14 protein-coding genes are annotated in these 15712 nt (G+C 62.6%); 6 read left to right on the forward strand and 8 right to left on the reverse strand.

All coding sequences use genetic code 11. The features are described 5' to 3' along the window. Nucleotides 1-57: 57 nt before the first annotated feature. Nucleotides 58-1506, forward strand: coding sequence for a hypothetical protein (locus LAN64_00270; protein MBZ5566262.1), 1449 nt, complete (start codon nucleotides 58-60; stop codon nucleotides 1504-1506). Between the two features lie 50 nt (nucleotides 1507-1556). On the opposite strand, the gene uvrB is transcribed toward LAN64_00270, so the two are convergent. Beyond that, complete coding sequence (gene uvrB / locus LAN64_00275; GenBank protein MBZ5566263.1) at nucleotides 1557-3548, reverse strand: excinuclease ABC subunit UvrB; 1992 nt, start codon at nucleotides 3546-3548, stop codon at nucleotides 1557-1559. A 402-nt stretch (nucleotides 3549-3950) separates the two neighbouring features. On the opposite strand from uvrB, the gene LAN64_00280 reads away from it, so the two are divergent. Together LAN64_00280 and LAN64_00285 are read left to right on the forward strand one after the other, a co-directional pair. Then, nucleotides 3951-4391 carry a hypothetical protein gene (locus tag LAN64_00280; GenBank protein MBZ5566264.1) on the forward strand — a complete coding sequence of 147 codons (441 nt, stop codon included), beginning with the start codon at nucleotides 3951-3953 and terminating at the stop codon, nucleotides 4389-4391. Nucleotides 4392-4554: 163 nt separating this feature from the next. Further along, nucleotides 4555-5100 (forward strand): DUF4118 domain-containing protein, encoded by a 546-nt coding sequence (locus LAN64_00285; protein ID MBZ5566265.1) that lies wholly within the window; start codon nucleotides 4555-4557, stop codon nucleotides 5098-5100. Nucleotides 5101-5152: 52 nt separating this feature from the next. Here the strand turns inward: LAN64_00285 and LAN64_00290 are convergent, their stop codons facing one another. After that, nucleotides 5153-5728 (reverse strand): hypothetical protein, encoded by a 576-nt coding sequence (locus LAN64_00290; GenBank protein MBZ5566266.1) that lies wholly within the window; start codon nucleotides 5726-5728, stop codon nucleotides 5153-5155. Nucleotides 5729-6067: 339 nt separating this feature from the next. On the opposite strand from LAN64_00290, the gene LAN64_00295 reads away from it, so the two are divergent. Further along, the gene (locus LAN64_00295) at nucleotides 6068-6820 is read left to right on the forward strand and encodes a class I SAM-dependent methyltransferase (GenBank protein ID MBZ5566267.1); all 753 of its coding nucleotides are present in this window, start codon (nucleotides 6068-6070) and stop codon (nucleotides 6818-6820) included. A 42-nt stretch (nucleotides 6821-6862) separates the two neighbouring features. Here LAN64_00295 and LAN64_00300 read toward each other — a convergent pair whose 3' ends face one another. Continuing rightward, the gene (locus LAN64_00300) at nucleotides 6863-7609 is read right to left on the reverse strand and encodes an HAD hydrolase-like protein (GenBank protein MBZ5566268.1); all 747 of its coding nucleotides are present in this window, start codon (nucleotides 7607-7609) and stop codon (nucleotides 6863-6865) included. 110 nt (nucleotides 7610-7719) lie between these two features. Between LAN64_00300 and LAN64_00305 the strand changes: the two genes are divergently transcribed. Continuing rightward, a complete protein-coding gene (locus LAN64_00305) occupies nucleotides 7720-9924 on the forward strand; it encodes a dehydrogenase E1 component subunit alpha/beta (GenBank protein MBZ5566269.1) in 2205 nt (734 codons plus the stop codon). Between the two features lie 146 nt (nucleotides 9925-10070). On the opposite strand, the gene LAN64_00310 is transcribed toward LAN64_00305, so the two are convergent. The 4 genes from LAN64_00310 to LAN64_00325 form a co-directional block, all read right to left on the reverse strand. Next, a complete protein-coding gene (locus tag LAN64_00310) occupies nucleotides 10071-10496 on the reverse strand; it encodes a DoxX family protein (GenBank protein MBZ5566270.1) in 426 nt (141 codons plus the stop codon). Nucleotides 10497-10511: 15 nt separating this feature from the next. Then, the gene (locus LAN64_00315; protein ID MBZ5566271.1) at nucleotides 10512-11699 is read right to left on the reverse strand and encodes a saccharopine dehydrogenase NADP-binding domain-containing protein; all 1188 of its coding nucleotides are present in this window, start codon (nucleotides 11697-11699) and stop codon (nucleotides 10512-10514) included. 109 nt (nucleotides 11700-11808) lie between these two features. Beyond that, on the reverse strand, nucleotides 11809-12327 hold the full coding sequence (locus LAN64_00320) for a hypothetical protein (GenBank protein MBZ5566272.1): 519 nt from the start codon (nucleotides 12325-12327) through the stop codon (nucleotides 11809-11811). Between the two features lie 46 nt (nucleotides 12328-12373). After that, entirely contained in the window at nucleotides 12374-12529 is a 156-nt protein-coding gene (locus LAN64_00325) for a hypothetical protein (protein ID MBZ5566273.1), read from the reverse strand. A gap of 150 nt (nucleotides 12530-12679) precedes the next feature. On the opposite strand from LAN64_00325, the gene LAN64_00330 reads away from it, so the two are divergent. After that, nucleotides 12680-13087, forward strand: coding sequence for a hypothetical protein (locus LAN64_00330; GenBank protein ID MBZ5566274.1), 408 nt, complete (start codon nucleotides 12680-12682; stop codon nucleotides 13085-13087). 319 nt (nucleotides 13088-13406) lie between these two features. Here the strand turns inward: LAN64_00330 and aspS are convergent, their stop codons facing one another. Next, nucleotides 13407-15578 (reverse strand): aspartate--tRNA ligase, encoded by a 2172-nt coding sequence (aspS, locus tag LAN64_00335; GenBank protein MBZ5566275.1) that lies wholly within the window; start codon nucleotides 15576-15578, stop codon nucleotides 13407-13409. Between the last annotated feature and the right edge of the window lie 134 nt (nucleotides 15579-15712).

A 15712-nucleotide genomic window follows, 5' to 3' on the forward strand; every position in this document is an offset into this window, starting at 1 on the left:
TGGAGACCATCCACCAGCCGTCGTCGTTTTTTCTGAAATCAAGTTCCGGAGAATTCTGTGAAGGACCGAGTCAAGAATCGCGTGTGGTCGCTAGTTGGTTTTAACGCAGTCGTTCTCATTGTCGTGCTCGCGCTGGCTTACGCCGCCGGAGCCAGGTCGGGAGGGCTGTCGCTGCTGGATTTTGGTGCACTGCCGAAGATCGCCGGCTTTGAGTTCCTGGGCGCCGCCTTCCTGGTGATGCTGGCCAGCATTGTGCTGCTGCTGCAACTGGGCAGCCACGTGGTGAAGCCGACACGCGACCTGGTGGAATTTTCCGAGAAGCTGATGGCGGCCGACTATGAGGTGCGCGCCAGCGTGACGCCGGACGACTTCGGCTTGATCGCGGAAAGTTGGAACCGCGCCGCGGAGCTGCTGGCGCAGTTGGCGGCGATCAAAGCGGCAGAGGAGTCGCTGAGGGCGGACGTCGCGCAGTTGGAGCAAGTGGTTACGCAGGTGGCGCGCGGGGAGTTGACGGCACGGGCGCAGATAGCGCATCCCGTGCTGACGCCAGTCATTGAGGCTTTCAATGCGCTGGCTGACAATTATGCGCGGCGGATGGAGCGGGTGCGCGCCGCCAGTGCCGAGATCGCGTCGGCGGCCAACCAGGCGCTGGATGCGGCCGGCGAAATGGTGAACGGCGAGGAGCGGCAGGAGCAGGCGACCATGGATGCCACCGCGGCCGTCGCGGACCTGGCCGGCAGTACACAGCAGGTCGCAATGCATGCCAACGCGGCGACCGAGGCGGCGCGCAACGCGCTCGAATTGTCCGATCAGGGCAGCCGTGCGGTGCGCGACACCGCCGACGGCATGCAGCGCATTAGGTCCTCGATGCAGGCAACGGCGGCGAAGATCAAATCGCTGGGAGATCGCTCGCTGGAAATCTACGACATTATCAACCTGATCCACGAAACCAACCTGCTGGCGCTGAGCGCGGTGGTGGAATCGTCGCGCGGCGGGCCGGCCGGACAGACGGTGGACGTGCTCTCGACGGAACTCAAGAAGCTGTCGGACCACTCCCGTTCGGCGACGCGCGACATCGTGAGCTTGCTGAAGTCGATCCAGGCGGAAAGCAACGAAGCGGTGGGTGTCATGGAGCAGGGAAACCGCGTAGCGGAGACGGGGTCGAAGCTGACCGAGCAGGCCAACAGCGCGTTTGCCGGGATCGCCACGGTGCTGCGGCAGACCTCGGAATTCGCGGAGGCAATTGCGGCGGCCTCGCACGAGCAGGCATCGGGGACGCAGCGTGTGGCCAACGCGGTGCAGGAAATCGCGGCCGAGGTGCGACAGAATTCGGGGATCGGCCGGCAGAGCGCAAGCCTGGTCGCGCAGTTGGCACGCTCGGGCGAGCAACTCACCCAGCTGGTCGCGCCGCCGCGTCCTGCCGCCGTCCCGACGGTGGTGAAGCCGGAGACCGACGAGGCGGTATCGGCGGCGGTCGGCGGACGAGGCATTCAACTGTTTCCGTGACGTCCGGCGAGTCTCGATCCATCTTTCGCGCCGTCTGTCGTTAGGCCCGCTCAGGCGAAGAGGAATTCTTGCGTACGCAAGTCGCGGATGGTGTCGCGCAGCTTGGCGGCTTGTTCGAATTCGAAGCGCTTGGCGGCCTCGCGCATTTCCACCTCCAGCTTGGCAATGTAAGCGTCCAACTCCTCCTGCGACTTGAATTCCGGAATGCCCTCGGCCTGCTCGGTAACGTCCACGTAATCGGCTTCGACGATGTGCGCCAGTGACATCTCCAGCGGGCGCACGATGGACTCGGGCGTGATCCCGTGTTCTTCGTTGTAGGCGCTCTGGATGGCGCGGCGGCGCGTGGTTTCGTCAATCGCCTTCTTCATCGAGTCGGTCATGCGATCGGCATAAAGAACGGCGCGGCCGTGCAGGTTGCGGGCGCAACGTCCCATGGTCTGGATGAGCGAGCCGGCGGAGCGCAGGAACCCTTCCTTGTCGGCGTCGAGAATGGCCACGAGTGAGACTTCGGGCAGGTCGAGGCCTTCGCGCAACAGGTTGATGCCGATGAGGACGTCGAATTCGCCCTTGCGCAGGTCGCGCAAGATTTTCACCCGTTCCAGGGTCTCGATCTCGGAGTGCATATAGCGGCAGCGCACGCCGACCTCGCTGTAGTACTCCGCCAAATCTTCTGCCATGCGCTTGGTGAGCGTGGTCACCAGCACACGTTCACTTTTTTCCACGCGCCCGCGGATTTCGTGCAGCAGGTCGTCAATCTGGCCCTTGACGGGGCGGACTTCGACTTCCGGATCAATCAGTCCGGTAGGACGGATGATCTGCTCGACGACCACGCCGGCGGACTTGGTCAGTTCGTAAGGGCCGGGCGTGGCCGAGACGTAGACGAGTTGGTTGACGCGGTGCTCGAATTCCTCGAAGGTGAGTGGGCGATTGTCGAGCGCGGAGGGCAGGCGGAAGCCGTACTCGATAAGGGTTTCCTTGCGCGAGCGGTCGCCGTGCCACATGCCGTGAAGCTGCGGGATGGTCTGGTGCGACTCGTCGATGAAGAGCAGGAAATCGCGCGCGACGTAATCGAGCAGCGTCGGCGGCGGCTCGCCCGGCAGGCGGCCGGTGAAGTGGCGGGAATAATTCTCGATGCCGTGGCAATAGCCGACTTCCTTCATCATCTCGACGTCGAAGCGGGTGCGCTGGTGGACGCGCTGCGATTCCACCAGCCGTCCCTGCTTTTCCAGTTCCGCCTCCCACCACGCCAGTTCCTGGAGGATGGAATCGACCGCTGCGCTCTTGGTTTCCGCCTTCATGACGTAGTGCGTCTTGGGGTAGATCGGGAGGCGCGCGTATTTCTGCTTGACCGTGCCGAAGAGCGGATCAATTTGGCTGAGCGACTCGACCTGGTCGCCCCAGAGTTCGATCCGGTAGGCGTTGTCGTCGTAGGTGGGGAAGATTTCGATTACGTCGCCGCGCACGCGGAAGGTGCCGCGGCGGAAGTCGCTGTCGTTGCGCTCGTAGAGGATCTCGACCAGCTTGCGCAGAATGTCTCCGCGCTTGATCTTTTGCCCCTTCTCGAGGAACAGCAGCATGCCGTAGTAGGCCTCCGGCGAGCCTAGGCCGTAGATGCAGCTCACCGAGGCGACGATGATGCAGTCGCGGCGCTCGAACAGCGACTTGGTGGCGGAGAGCCGGAGCTTGTCGAGCTCCTCGTTGATGGTGGCCTCTTTCTCGATGTAAACGTCGCCGGCGGGAATGTAGGCTTCCGGCTGATAATAATCGTAATACGATACAAAGTACTCGACCGCATTGTGCGGGAAGAAGCTCTTGAACTCGTGGTAGAGCTGTGCCGCCAGGGTCTTGTTGTGGGCCAGTACCAGCGTGGGGCGGTTGATCTGCTCCATGACCTTGGCCATGGTGTAGGTCTTGCCCGAGCCGGTGACGCCGAGCAGGACCTGGTGCTTGTCGCCGTCGAAAACACCGCGCGTGAGGGAGTCGATGGCCTTCTCCTGGTCGCCGCGGGGCTTGTATTCACTGACGAGCTTGAAGTCGGGCATGGCAGGACCTGATTTTTAGTATACCGGGCCGCCGCTTGCGGCGATCGTGACTGCTACGTATCCTGTGATCACATGGCTGGCATTGCGAAGCCGCAAAGAACCGCCCCGACCAAGAAGGACTTGCAAGACTTGGCTCGGCTTCGGTCGAGTGTTGGAAATTGCGACGTACCCAGCCGAGGGATTCGGCAGTTCGTACAAAGTTCACAGTCTTGACCAGTTGAAAGTCTTGGCCGCTCTCGATCCTGACATAAGGGTCACCAAGCACAAGGAGTTGTTCGATAACTGGTCAATCGCCGTCAAATGGGATCCTGAACAGCGCTACGACCCACCGGGGACATACGATAGGCAAGCGGCTAAAGACATCCTCGACAGTATCCAAACGAAGCCAAATGGAGTGTTGACGTGGCTTACAAAACGTTGGTAGCTGATACGTTTACAACCCGGTTGTGGGATGCTCTGCGGAGCATCGAGGAAGACAAGGGTCCGTATTTCCTCGTCATGGTCGTGCCTTCTGAATCAGGCCTTTCACAGAAGTGGAACTTGGTCGTAAGTGCCCCCTGGATGGATCAGGAAGGGGTTCGTAATTCTGTGATTCGTGTCTCATCCGCCCTCAAGCAGGGTCTTAAATCAATGGCCAACCGCATCGAACGCATATCGGTGATGCCCGGCGGCGACCCTTTCGTGCGTGAGATGGCATTGTTGAATATCTCTGGGGGACCACCGACCCGAATTGAGAGCCTCGCATTAATGAGCCGCGGCTTTGAGGACGCGATCGTATTCGTGGCAAAACGTCCACCTGACCTGCACCAACAGGCTCGCCCAACCGTGAGAAACCAACGGTAACCACGCCATCGCGCAATATGTAGTCGCGGAGCGTGCGTCACAAGCGCGCCGCTCCGTCCCATCTTGGGAGTTACCAAAGCAGGTGCACCGGCCCAAAAGGCTTGCGCAGAGCGGCTTTCCACCTCATGCTTGTAGGTGCCCTTAAGTTCCTGGGAGGTGTGCGATGAAGTCCCTGCGCACCTACGCCGTGGTGCTGGGCTCAGTGGCGGCCGCCGCCGGGATCACCTGGCTGCTGCGCCCCACCATGCAGGAAGCCGTGTCGATTGTGTTCCTGGGCGCGGTGACGGTCAGCGCTAGGTATGGCGGGGTGGCGCCTGGACTGACTGCGGCGGCGCTCTCCGTCCTGTCGTTTGAATATCTTTTTCACCGCACACCGGAGACGGTCGAGAGCGCCATCGCCTGGGCGGTGCGCACGATCCTGTTCGTGGCCGCTTCGCTCATGGTCAGCTACTTCGAAGCCTCTTTGCGCAATGCCCTGGAACAGGTCGAGGCGGCGAATCGGGACCTGCGGGACATCCTGGACCACACCCGGCGGCTGGAATCGCTGCTCCCCATCTGCGCCGGCTGCAAACGCATCCGCAATAAAAAGGGCGAATGGGTGGTGGTCGAGCGCTACCTGCACGACACCGCCGGCACCAATTTCACCCATGGGCTGTGCCCCGTCTGCCTGCAGCGGTACACGGGAGAGGACACAGGCACGGCGGCGTAGATCAACCGTCGAGTTCGCATCCAAGATCGATTCTCCAAGCCAATCTGACTATTCATTTCCACCGGTGTCCGTGCAGACCCGACTCGTAGGAGCGGCGGTCGAGGCGATTCAGGTTCTTCTCCTGCGCCGCGGTAAGCAGGCGGTAATGATGAATTTCCAGCAGGTACTCGGGGATGAACCACAGGTCTTTTTCCGAGGTCATCCACTGGCGGTCGTCGAAGCGCGTCAAGTTCACCGGGCGGGAGAAAGTGCGCAGGGTGCGCTCGCCGCGGAGGTTGAAGTAGTCCTCGAAGTAGCTGATGGCCAGCTCGCGCAGGCTGCGATAGACCGGCTCGCGATAGCGGCAGCCGGCGTAATTGGAGTTGGCGACGGCACCCCAGTGGCCGCGGTGGCGGAACACCGCGAGGACGTGGTCGGTGTCCTGCGCCGCCTCAAGGTCCACCACGCGCGGCGGATAGCCGAGCACGCGCAGCGCGGCAGCGGCGAAGATCGCCCCCTCCAGACAGTGGGACGTGCGCTCGCGCAGCACCCGGCGCGGCGACCAGGCACTGGTGGCGACGTGGTAGGGCATGTCGTTGAGGAATTTCTGGATGCCGTGCGGATTTTTCAGCGAGCGGAGCTTGCGCAGCTCGGCAGCAGTGAAGCCGAAGTTTGAGTTGTTGGACATGAAGAGTTTCAGTTTCGGTTTCAGTTTCGCCGGAGGAGTGCAGATTCGCCCTTCGCTGAATGAATGTCCCACGATTACCCATGCGGTGCCATCCCGAGCGAAGCGAGGCGAAGCCAAGCGGAGTCGAGGGACCTTGCGTTCGTTCCCTAAACACAACGTCCCTCGGCTCTCCTTCTGCCTCGCCGCGCTCGGCCTCATGGCAAGTTCCGCCGTGCTGCCCCCGCTGCTGCAACTGAGACGCGAAACTGCAATAATGCGGGTACGGCGGGGGGTTGCGCAAGCCTTCACGCCGCGACGCCTATGGACTCGACACTACGATTCTCCAACCGCGTTGAAGACTACGCCCGCTACCGCCCGGGATATCCGCCGCAGGTGCTGGAAACGCTGCGGCGCGAATGCGGGCTGACGGCGCAGTCGTTGATCGCCGACGTCGGCTGCGGCACCGGCATCTTGTCGCGGCTATTTTGCGATGCGGAGAATTGGGTGTACGGGGTCGAGCCGAACGCGTCTATGCTCCAGGCCGCGCGCGAGTCGCTGCGCGCCTACCCGAAATTTACCGCCGTGCACGCCCCTGCCGAGGCGACCACGCTTCCCACCGCCGCGGTGGACTTTGTTACCGCCGCGCAGGCGTTCCACTGGTTCGATCCGAAGGAAACGCGACGGGAGTTCACGCGCATCCTCAAGCCGGGGGGCTGGGTGGTGCTGCTGTGGAACGAGCGCCGCATGGACGCCACGCCGTTCATGGTGGCCTACGAGCATTTGCTGGTGCGCTTCGGCGTTGACTACCACAAGGTCAAACCGTTGTGGAATAAGAACTCGCTGCCGGAGTTCTTCGGCGCCGCCGGTTTTCGCAAAGCCGTGTTCGACAACCCACAGATCTTCGATCGCGCCGGGCTGACGGGCAGGGTTCTTTCCGCCTCGTACATGCCGCACCGCGGACATCCGAACTTTGCGCCGATGCTGGGGGCGATTGACAATATGTTTGACGCCTACCAGAAGGACGGACAGTTGCGGATGGAGCAGGAGACCATGATGTTTTATGGGAAGTTGTGAGTTGCGAACCCGTTTGCGGAACTGCGGAATCGGAGAACCGCCTTAGGCTGGGGTCCCGGGAATTGCTGCTTGCGCATCGGGATCGGGCGGCTGGTTTCTGAAAATGAGCGGCAGTTCGCGCGGTGAGTCCGCCATGACGTCGGGCGGAGCCTGCTCCAGCGAGTGCGGCGCGAAGCCGTAGGTCACGCCGCAGCTCCACATGCCGGCATTGCGGGCGGTGAGCACGTCAATGTCGGAGTCGCCGACAATCAGCGCTTGGCGCGGCTCGACGGCGTTCTCGCGGGCCAGGGTGAGAGCGCCCAGCGGGTCGGGTTTCTTGGTGAGGAAGCTGTTGCCGCCGTAGACTTGCGTGAAGAATTCGCCCAGGCCAAGCGCCTCCACGATGGCGCGCGAAGGGTTCACCGGCTTGTTGGAAAGCACCGCCATGCGGCGCTCCATACCGGCGCCATTGCCGCAGATGCGAATAGAACGCAGGGCTTCAAAAACTCCGGCGTAAACCATAGTCGTGTCCAGCTTGTGCTCGCGGTAGTAGGTAAGGAAAAACTCCAGCGCGGATTTCAGGAGGGTTTCATCGTCAGGATCGGCGAGTGCGCGGCGGATCAGCATGGGCGCGCCGTCGCCGATGTAACTGGCGATCACCTCGATCGGCAACTCCGGCCTCCCGAAATGGCGGAGCATGCCGTTGACCGAATTGGCCAGGTCGAGGCGTGAGTCCACCAGCGTGCCGTCCAGGTCGAAGATGACGAGGCGGATGTCGTCGCCGCGGATTTGCCGGTTGACCTTCAGCATCTTATCCGAAGTAACTCTGGGCCGGGGTTCCGGCACTGGTTGAGTATATCCGCTGTTGGCACCCGCGATTTACAATGCGGGTGCCAGATTCCCGGGGTCGAGGACAGAGCATGGCGACAAGCAAAATCGAGCCCAAACCGGCGCGGTGCGAAACCGGAAGTGAACCCAGCTACCAAGGCCTGACGGTGCCTCAACTCGTCCGCATGTACCGGCTGATGTTCCTGTCGCGGCGGGTGGATGATCGCGAGATTCTACTCAAGCGGCAGCAGAAGATTTTTTTCCAGATTTCTGGCGCGGGACACGAAGCCTTGGGCATTGCCGCCGGGATGACGCTGAAGCCGGGCTACGACTGGTTCTATCCCTACTATCGCGACCGCACCCTGTGCCTGGCGCTGGGCATGACGCCCTACGAGCAGTTGTTGCAGGCGGTGGGCGCGGCCGATGATCCCAGCTCGGGCGGGCGGCAAATGCCGTCGCACTGGGCAAGCAAGAAGCTGAACATCGTGACCCAGTCTTCGCCGACGGGCACGCAGTTGCTGCAAGCGGTGGGGTGTGCCGAGGCCGCACGGTATCTCACGCGGCATCCGGATGCGGTCCAGAAAGTAGCGGGCGATTATCGCCAGTTCAAGGACGTTGTTTTTCACGGCGACGAGGTGGTGTATGTCTCCGCCGGCGAGGGCACGACCAGCGAGGGCGAGTTCTGGGAGGCGATGAATACTGCCTCCACCCGCACGTTGCCGGTGCTGTTTCTGATCCAGGACAACGGGTACGCCATCTCGGTTCCGGTTGAAGTGCAGACGCCCGGCGGGAATATTTCGCGGCTGGTGGCGAATTTCCCCAATTTTCATTTCGAAGAGGTTGACGGCACCGACGCGATCGCCACCTGCGCCGCCTTAACCAGAGCTGTCGCCCACGTTCGCGCCGGCAACGGGCCGGGGTTCGTGCACGGCCACGTGGTGCGGCCCTATTCCCACTCCCTCTCCGACGACGAGCGTCTCTACCGGCCGGACTCGGAGCGCCAGGACGAAGCCAGGCGTGACCCGATCACGCGGCTGCAGATGTTCCTGCTGCGCGAAGGCCTCCTCGACGAAGAAGGCATTAACAACCTGGAAAAGGAAGTTGAGGAGGAAGTGCTGGCGGCCAGCGACCGTGCCGCCGCCGCCGCTTTCCCGGACCCGAAAAGCGTGACCGTGTTCGTGTACTCTCCGAACCTCGACCCGCGCTCCGAAGCGTTCCACACGCAGCCACACTTCCCCAAGGTTGAACCCGGCAAGGCATCGCCCGGCGAAAAGACCATGGCGGACCTGATCAACGCCACCTTGCGCGACGAGATGCGTCGCGATGAACGCATCGTGATGTTCGGCGAAGACGTGGCGGACTGCTCGCGCGAGCAGTACCTGCAGCAGAAGCTGATCAAGGGCAAGGGCGGGGTGTTCAAGCTGACCGCCGGGCTGCAGCGCGAATTCGGTTCCGACCGCGTCTTCAATTCGCCGCTGGCGGAAGCTAATATCGTGGGACGAGCTATCGGCATGGGAACCCGCGGGCTGAAGCCCGTGGTCGAAATCCAGTTTTTCGATTACATCTGGCCGGCGATGCACCAGTTTCGCAACGAGATGCCGCTGATCCGCTGGCGCTCCAACAATGCTTTCTCCTGCCCGCTGGTCGTGCGGGTGGCGATCGGCGGATACCTGACCGGCGGCTCCATCTATCATTCGCAGTGCGGTGAGAGCATTTTCACGCACATTCCCGGCCTGCGCGTGGTGTTTCCGTCGAACGCGCTGGATGCCGCCGGCCTGCTGCGCACCGCCATCCGCTGCGACGATCCGGTGCTGTTCCTGGAGCACAAGCGGCTGTACCGCGAGACCTTCGGGCGGGCGCCCTATCCCGGGCCGGATTTCATGCTGCCGTTCGGCAAGGCGCGCGTGGTGCAACATGGCGATGACTTAACGGTCGTAACGTACGGCGCGGTAGTGCCGCGGGCGTTGCAGGCGGCGCAGCGGCTGGAGCGCGAGCACGGCCTCAAGGTCGAAGTGCTCGACCTGCGCACCCTGAATCCGTACGACTGGGAGGCGATTGCCGAGTCGGTGCGTAAGACCAGCCGGGTGATCGTCGCGCACGAGGATACGCGGAGTTGGGGCTACGGGGCCGAGATTGCCGCTCGGATTGCGGAGGAGTTGTTCGAGTATCTCGACGCGCCGGTGCGCCGCGTGGCTGCCCTCGACACCTTTGTCGCCTATCAGCCGCTGCTGGAGGACGAAATCCTGCCGCAGGCGGACGATCTCTATAAGGCAATGCTGAAACTGAGCGAATTCTAGGGGCTGCCTCACAAGTACATCGCAGCTTGCGCGGCTGTTGCAGCGCGCTCGCCCGCGAGCGCGACCAACCGCTCAGTTTCAGTCTTAGTGTGGACCGTAGTCGCCGAAACCCGAAACTCGAAACCGAAACTGAACTTTCCTTCCCATTACCCGCGCCGGCGCGGCAACGATGGACGGCCGCTGAAGATCGAATCCAGCGAGATCGGTCCGGCGCCAAAGAAAATCAGCGCGAAAGCAATCACCACCACCGACAGCGGAAACTCGAAGCCGCCAGGGCCGCGCAGCCCGGCCTTGGCGTGCACCTTGACGATCGCTACCAGCAAGTCGATGGTGATGGCCAAGGCGGCCAAGCGGGTCAGGACACCGAGCAGCACCAGAATCCCTCCTCCGAATTCGGCTGCGGCGGACAAGTAGGCCATCCAGGCCGGGAAACCGATGTGGGAGACTATGGTCTGGAATTTCGGCATGCCGCCGAAGACCTTCTGCGAGCCGTGCGCGATCATCACCGTCGCCAGCACCAGCCGCATGACGAGCAGGGCCAAAGGTTGCAGGCGGTCAAGAAATTCGCTCACACTTCCTCGTCAAGATCACCGTTCCTCATACTGAATTTGGATGCCGCGGCGCGCCATGGCGCTCAAGAAAGCTTCCGCCGGTACCTCCGTTTCCTGGCGCACGGCGCCGCGCTTGGCGATCTCGCCCGACGCCAGCATTTGCACGATGATGGACGCCGGCCAGGCGGTGGTCCGCATCATGGAAGTCATGCCGGTGCGCGCATCGGAATGGTCCACCAGCGTGAAGCAGAGCACCCGCGCGGGACGTTTTTCCGCAAGCAGCGCGCGCAGGCCTCCGGGACGCTTTTCGTGGGCCTCGACGCGCATGATGGTGACGTCGGGATCCATGCCGGCGAAGCGCTCCTCGAACAGCTTGGCCATCAGCTCGCGCGGCCCGACCTCGACTTCCCCCACTCGTCTCTTTTCCTTGGAGAACAAGCCCAGGTCATAGAGCGCGCGCACCATCGCCAAGTGGCCGGGGTAGCGCAACGTCTTTTCGAAGCACTCACCCACCCGGCCGCGAAACGTTTCCGGCAGCGTCGAGGTGCCGCCGGAGGTGTGAAAGGCTTCCAGCGGTGGGAACCCGGCAATGCGGAAGACCTCCGCTTCGCTGAGCGGCTCAACTTCAGCAATCTTGCCTTTGCGCAGGATTCTTGCCGGCTCGGCGTACTCGTTGATCAGGCCCTCGACCGAGAAAGCCAGTTGGTAGTTGAAGGGTGGCTTGGGTTTCTCCGGCAGACCGCCGACGTAGATTTTGAGCGCGCCAGCCTCGCCGCCGATGCGGCGCATAAGCTCGCCGGCGAGTATGGATGCCATGCCCGGAGATAACCCGCAGTCGGGAGCGATGGCCACGTCGCGCTTGGCGGCCTTTTTCTCCAACTCGAATTCCTGGCGCACGACCGTGTTGTTGCCGCCCAGGTCGGCGAAGTGACAGCGCGCTTCCACAGCCGCCCGTGCAAGTCCGAGATTGAAGAAGTAGGGAACGGCGGAGAGGGCCGCGTCGTGGCCGCGCATCAGCTTGGCGGAGGCTTTTTCGCTGCCCGCGTCCACCTCGACGGCGCGGACCTTGTCGCTACGCGTGAGCTTGTTGACACGCGCGGCCGCATCCTTGGCGCGCTTCTTATCGGCGTCGGCAAGCGTGACCGACTCCACTGACTCTTCGCGCGCCATGTCGTAGGCTGCCGCCGAACCCATCATTCCCGCCCCGATGACCAGCAGTTTCATCGTCCGCACCTCCGTGCCGTGGAAACCGTCAGGTTACCGAACCCTGGGCAGGCAAAGCAATGATTGGACTCACTCGGTAGTGGGTCAGTTTTGACTGACCCACTACCACTCACTCCTGCCATCCGCCGAGGGCGGCGCGCAGCGATTCCAGGCGCAGGCCGCGTTCACGCAGGATCAGGGCGGCGAGCGAAGTGTCCGAATGCAGCAGGCCGAGCAAGAGATGCTCGGCGGCGATCTGGCGCGAACTGAAGCCACGGGCTTCACGGGCGGCGGCCACCAAGGCCAGCCGCGCGTCGTCGCTGAAGGGCAGGTCGTCGCGATAATCCACGATGGCGCCGCCGCCGACGTGGTCTTTCACCTCGTCGCGGATCGCCTGGTGCGAGTCCAGCGGCAGCAGACGGACGATCGCGGGCGCCGGCACATGCAGCAGTCCCAGCAGCAGGTGTACCGGCTCAATGGTAGGCGATTGCAGGCGTTCGGCTTCCACCCGCGCGAAGGCGATGGCGCGTTGCGCTTCTTCGGCGAAGCGGGTCTCGCGACGCCGCGCCGAGCGCAGGATCCAGAGATACGCGGCGAGCAGCAGCAGCACCGCGAGAACCGACGAAACCAGCCGGAACCAGTCGAGCATGGCGGGAATAGTCTATCGGGCTGCCGGGCCATCGGTCGATCCAGTATCAGCCAATGCCGAGTTCGTCGGAGGATTCCAGCGGGGTTCCGCAGACGCGGCAGATGACCGCCGAGCAGTCGCCGCAGGTGAGCGGATCGGTCACTTCGCGGGCGCACTGCGGACAGTACAGCGCGGGCGGAGGTGCTTGCGGCGGGTCGGGCATGAGATTCAGTCTATCCGGCGGCAATCGGGCTATGATAGTCCGAAGCGCAAGCGCCGTTTTGCAATCCCAATCGAAAATGCAGCGGCTTACCTTGACACGGCAACCGCCAGTGGTACGATCCAGCATTCCACGGAATGGGGCAGGTGGCTCTTGAGAAAACGAGTTACTCTTCTCGTGTTTTTCCTAGTGTGTTCGGCGGCGGCGGGAGATGTCGGCACCGTCACCATCTTCCGAACGATAGATCATCACCGGGGCTGGAAGCCGATCGCGTTCTGCGACGGGCAACGAATCGCCGCGGTGCAGGGCGGGAAGTACGTGAAGATGAACGCCTCCGCCGGCAAACACACCTTTACCTCGAATAACGCCAAGACCGGCATTGATCTGGAAGTAAAACCCGGCGGCGACTACTTCCTTCGAGTCGTCGGCACGACACTCAGTGAGAATGGAACGTTCGAGCTAGTCGATGCGGTGCAGGCACGGCAGCAGGTTGACCGCTTGGAACCACTCAAGGCCGATCAAGTCGCCGGCGTGTGTCGGAGTGGAGCCGGCGGGCAATAATTGAGCCGATCGCCAGGGGGCGATCTTCCAGCACTACGCTCATTCCCATGCACTCCACTACCTCGAGATCTTTGTCAGCTTATATACTACAATAGTAGTTATTGACCCGGAGCGCGCGGCGCGACAGAACCCAGCCCGGCACGTAAGTGCCGGGTTTGAGAATGGAATTTGAGAAAGAGTCCCGCAGGGACGCCAGAACCTAGCGCGGCACGTTAGTGCCGCGTTGGAAATGGAATTTCGATAAGAGTCCCGCAGGGACGACAGAACCCAGTCGCGATCCTGATGATTGTGCACGCGAACCAAGTCTCACTTGATAGGCCTAACCCATTGGCGTCACCGGAAGTCTTACGTCTCCGTGAATGAGTGAGAAACTTCCGTTCTCGTCCATTACGCGAACTATCCAGGGGCCTTTCTGGTTCTGAATGAGGTCGATCACGTTCCTCTCGAGCCGAAAGGCTGTGATCGATTCGTCCCCGCGCAAGCACAGGAGGATTATGTAGTCACAGTGTTTGTCCCACCTGAACGTCCATTCCTTGTCCGCGCGACCGTAATCGAAAGAGATCGTTACTCGCTGATCCTGAGCATCCAAAAAAGTGCCGCCGCCTTCGTCTCGTCGCAACTGCAGTTGATCGCGGTTCCGAGCCGTCCAGAGCTCTCTGTGAATCATGCGTTTGAACCTAATTGCCAAATCACCTAATTGAGAAGAGGGCACCGGTGTCGGCGCGTCCACCATCAGGTCCACCGCCTTGGCGGTCTTGGGGAAGGGAATCACCTCGCGCAGGGAATCCGCGCCAGCAAGGATCATCACGATGCGATCCAGTCCCAGCGCGATGCCACCATGCGGCGGCGTGCCATAGGTCAGAGCCTCCAGGAAGAATCCGAAGCGCGCCTGCGCCTCTTCCGGGGTCATGCCCAGCGACTTGAAAATCTTTTGCTGGATTTCCTGCTGGTGAATACGGATTGATCCGCTGCCCAACTCAGTGCCGTTCAACACCACGTCGTAGGCCAGCGCGCGCACCGACGCCGGATCGCTCTCCAGCTTGCCCATGTCCTGTTCGTGCGGCGAAGTGAAGGGATGATGCGCCGCCGCCCAGCGCTGCCCTTCCTCGTCCCACTCAAACATGGGAAAGTCGGTCACCCACAAAAAGTGGTACGACGCCGGGTCGTTGCGCGCGCCCGCAAACGCCTTGTGCCGGTCGGCGTACCTCTGCCCCAGCGCCACGCGCAGCGCGCCCGCCGCCGTGTACACGGGAACATCGTGCTGCTTGACCTCGGGCTTCACCCCGCCCTCGGACTTGTGCTCCGCCGGGCGCTCCGGGCCCGCGACCAGCACGATCAGGTCATCCGGCGCGGCCTGGGCCAGTTGGCGCACCTTCTGCATCGCCTCCGGCCACAATTTCTCGAGGCGCTTGAAGTCCTCGAACAAACGCGCATCGCCGCGCGTGCCGAACAGCGGCTTGATTTCGTCGCGCTCCTTGCGCGATAGCTCGCCGACCTGGGGAATGCGGATCGCCATCACCGGCGCGTCGGGGGCGATCTTGAGTTGCGCGATCGTCTCCGCCGGGAGCGCCTCGCGCACGTCGGCCATAGGCGGCAGGCGCAGATCGGGCTTGTCGCTGCCGTAGGAACGGATCGCCTGGTCGTAGGTCATTTTCCGAAACGGCGTCGGGATGTCCACGCCGGCGGCCGAAAATCCCGCCTTCAGGAATCCCTCGGTGACCTCGAATACCCGCTCCTGCTGCGGGAAGCTCATCTCCAAATCCACCTGGGTGAACTCCAGTTGGCGGTCGGCGCGCAGGTCCTCGTCGCGGAAGCAGCGCACGATCTGAAAATACTTGTCGAAACCGGAGATCATCAGGATCTGCTTGAACAACTGCGGCGACTGCGGGAGCGCGTAGAACTTGCCGGGCTGCACGCGGCTGGGGACCAGAAAATCGCGCGCGCCCTCGGGCGTGGAGCGCGTCAGGAAGGGCGTCTCGATCTCGAAGAAACCTCGTGACGCGAGGTATTCGCGGATGGCCAGCGCAATCTTGTGCCGCAGCTCGATATTGGCCTGCATGGCCGCTCGCCGCAGGTCGATGTAGCGGTAAGTGAGACGCACTTCCTCGTTGGGCAGCGTCGGCTCCGACGGCAGGAACGGCGGCGTCTTCGACTCGTTCAGCAGCAGCAGCTCTTCCGCGACGACCTCGACTTCTCCGGTCGCGATGTTGCGGTTCACCGTGTCGGGGTCGCGCTGCTCGACTGCGCCGATGACCGCGATCACGTATTCGGAGCGCAGCGCTTCCGCCTTGTCGTGCAGGCGCGGGCTGCGCTCGCGGTCGAACACCACCTGCGTGATGCCGGTGCGGTCGCGCACGTCGATGAAAATCAGGTTGCCGAGATCGCGCCGCCGGTTCACCCATCCCATGAGCACGGCGCGCGAGCCGGCGTCGCTGGCGCGTAGCTCGCCGCAGGTGTGCGTGCGTCGAAGATCGCCGAGAGAGTCGAGCATGGGTGCAAACCGTATCAGGGCACGACTTCAGTCGTGCCGCAGCTATGCTTTTATTGGCCCGCTGGGCTTCAGCCCCTGTGGGTTCGGAGCATGATTCGCGAACAAGAGCCTTCGCCACTCTCTCGCGAATTCAC

Source organism: Terriglobia bacterium (assembly GCA_020073185.1).
Taxonomy (GTDB): domain Bacteria; phylum Acidobacteriota; class Terriglobia; order Terriglobales; family Acidobacteriaceae; genus JAIQGF01.

Coding starts and splice junctions, on each gene's coding strand:
- uvrB (MBZ5566263.1), bottom strand. CDS start 3,548: ATGCCCGACTTCAAGCTCGTCAGTGAATACAAGCCCCGCGGCGACCAG.
- LAN64_00285 (MBZ5566265.1), top strand. CDS start 4,555: ATGAAGTCCCTGCGCACCTACGCCGTGGTGCTGGGCTCAGTGGCGGCC.
- LAN64_00295 (MBZ5566267.1), top strand. CDS start 6,068: ATGGACTCGACACTACGATTCTCCAACCGCGTTGAAGACTACGCCCGC.
- LAN64_00300 (MBZ5566268.1), bottom strand. CDS start 7,609: ATGCTGAAGGTCAACCGGCAAATCCGCGGCGACGACATCCGCCTCGTC.
- LAN64_00305 (MBZ5566269.1), top strand. CDS start 7,720: ATGGCGACAAGCAAAATCGAGCCCAAACCGGCGCGGTGCGAAACCGGA.
- LAN64_00315 (MBZ5566271.1), bottom strand. CDS start 11,699: ATGAAACTGCTGGTCATCGGGGCGGGAATGATGGGTTCGGCGGCAGCC.
- LAN64_00320 (MBZ5566272.1), bottom strand. CDS start 12,327: ATGCTCGACTGGTTCCGGCTGGTTTCGTCGGTTCTCGCGGTGCTGCTG.
- LAN64_00325 (MBZ5566273.1), bottom strand. CDS start 12,529: ATGCCCGACCCGCCGCAAGCACCTCCGCCCGCGCTGTACTGTCCGCAG.
- aspS (MBZ5566275.1), bottom strand. CDS start 15,578: ATGCTCGACTCTCTCGGCGATCTTCGACGCACGCACACCTGCGGCGAG.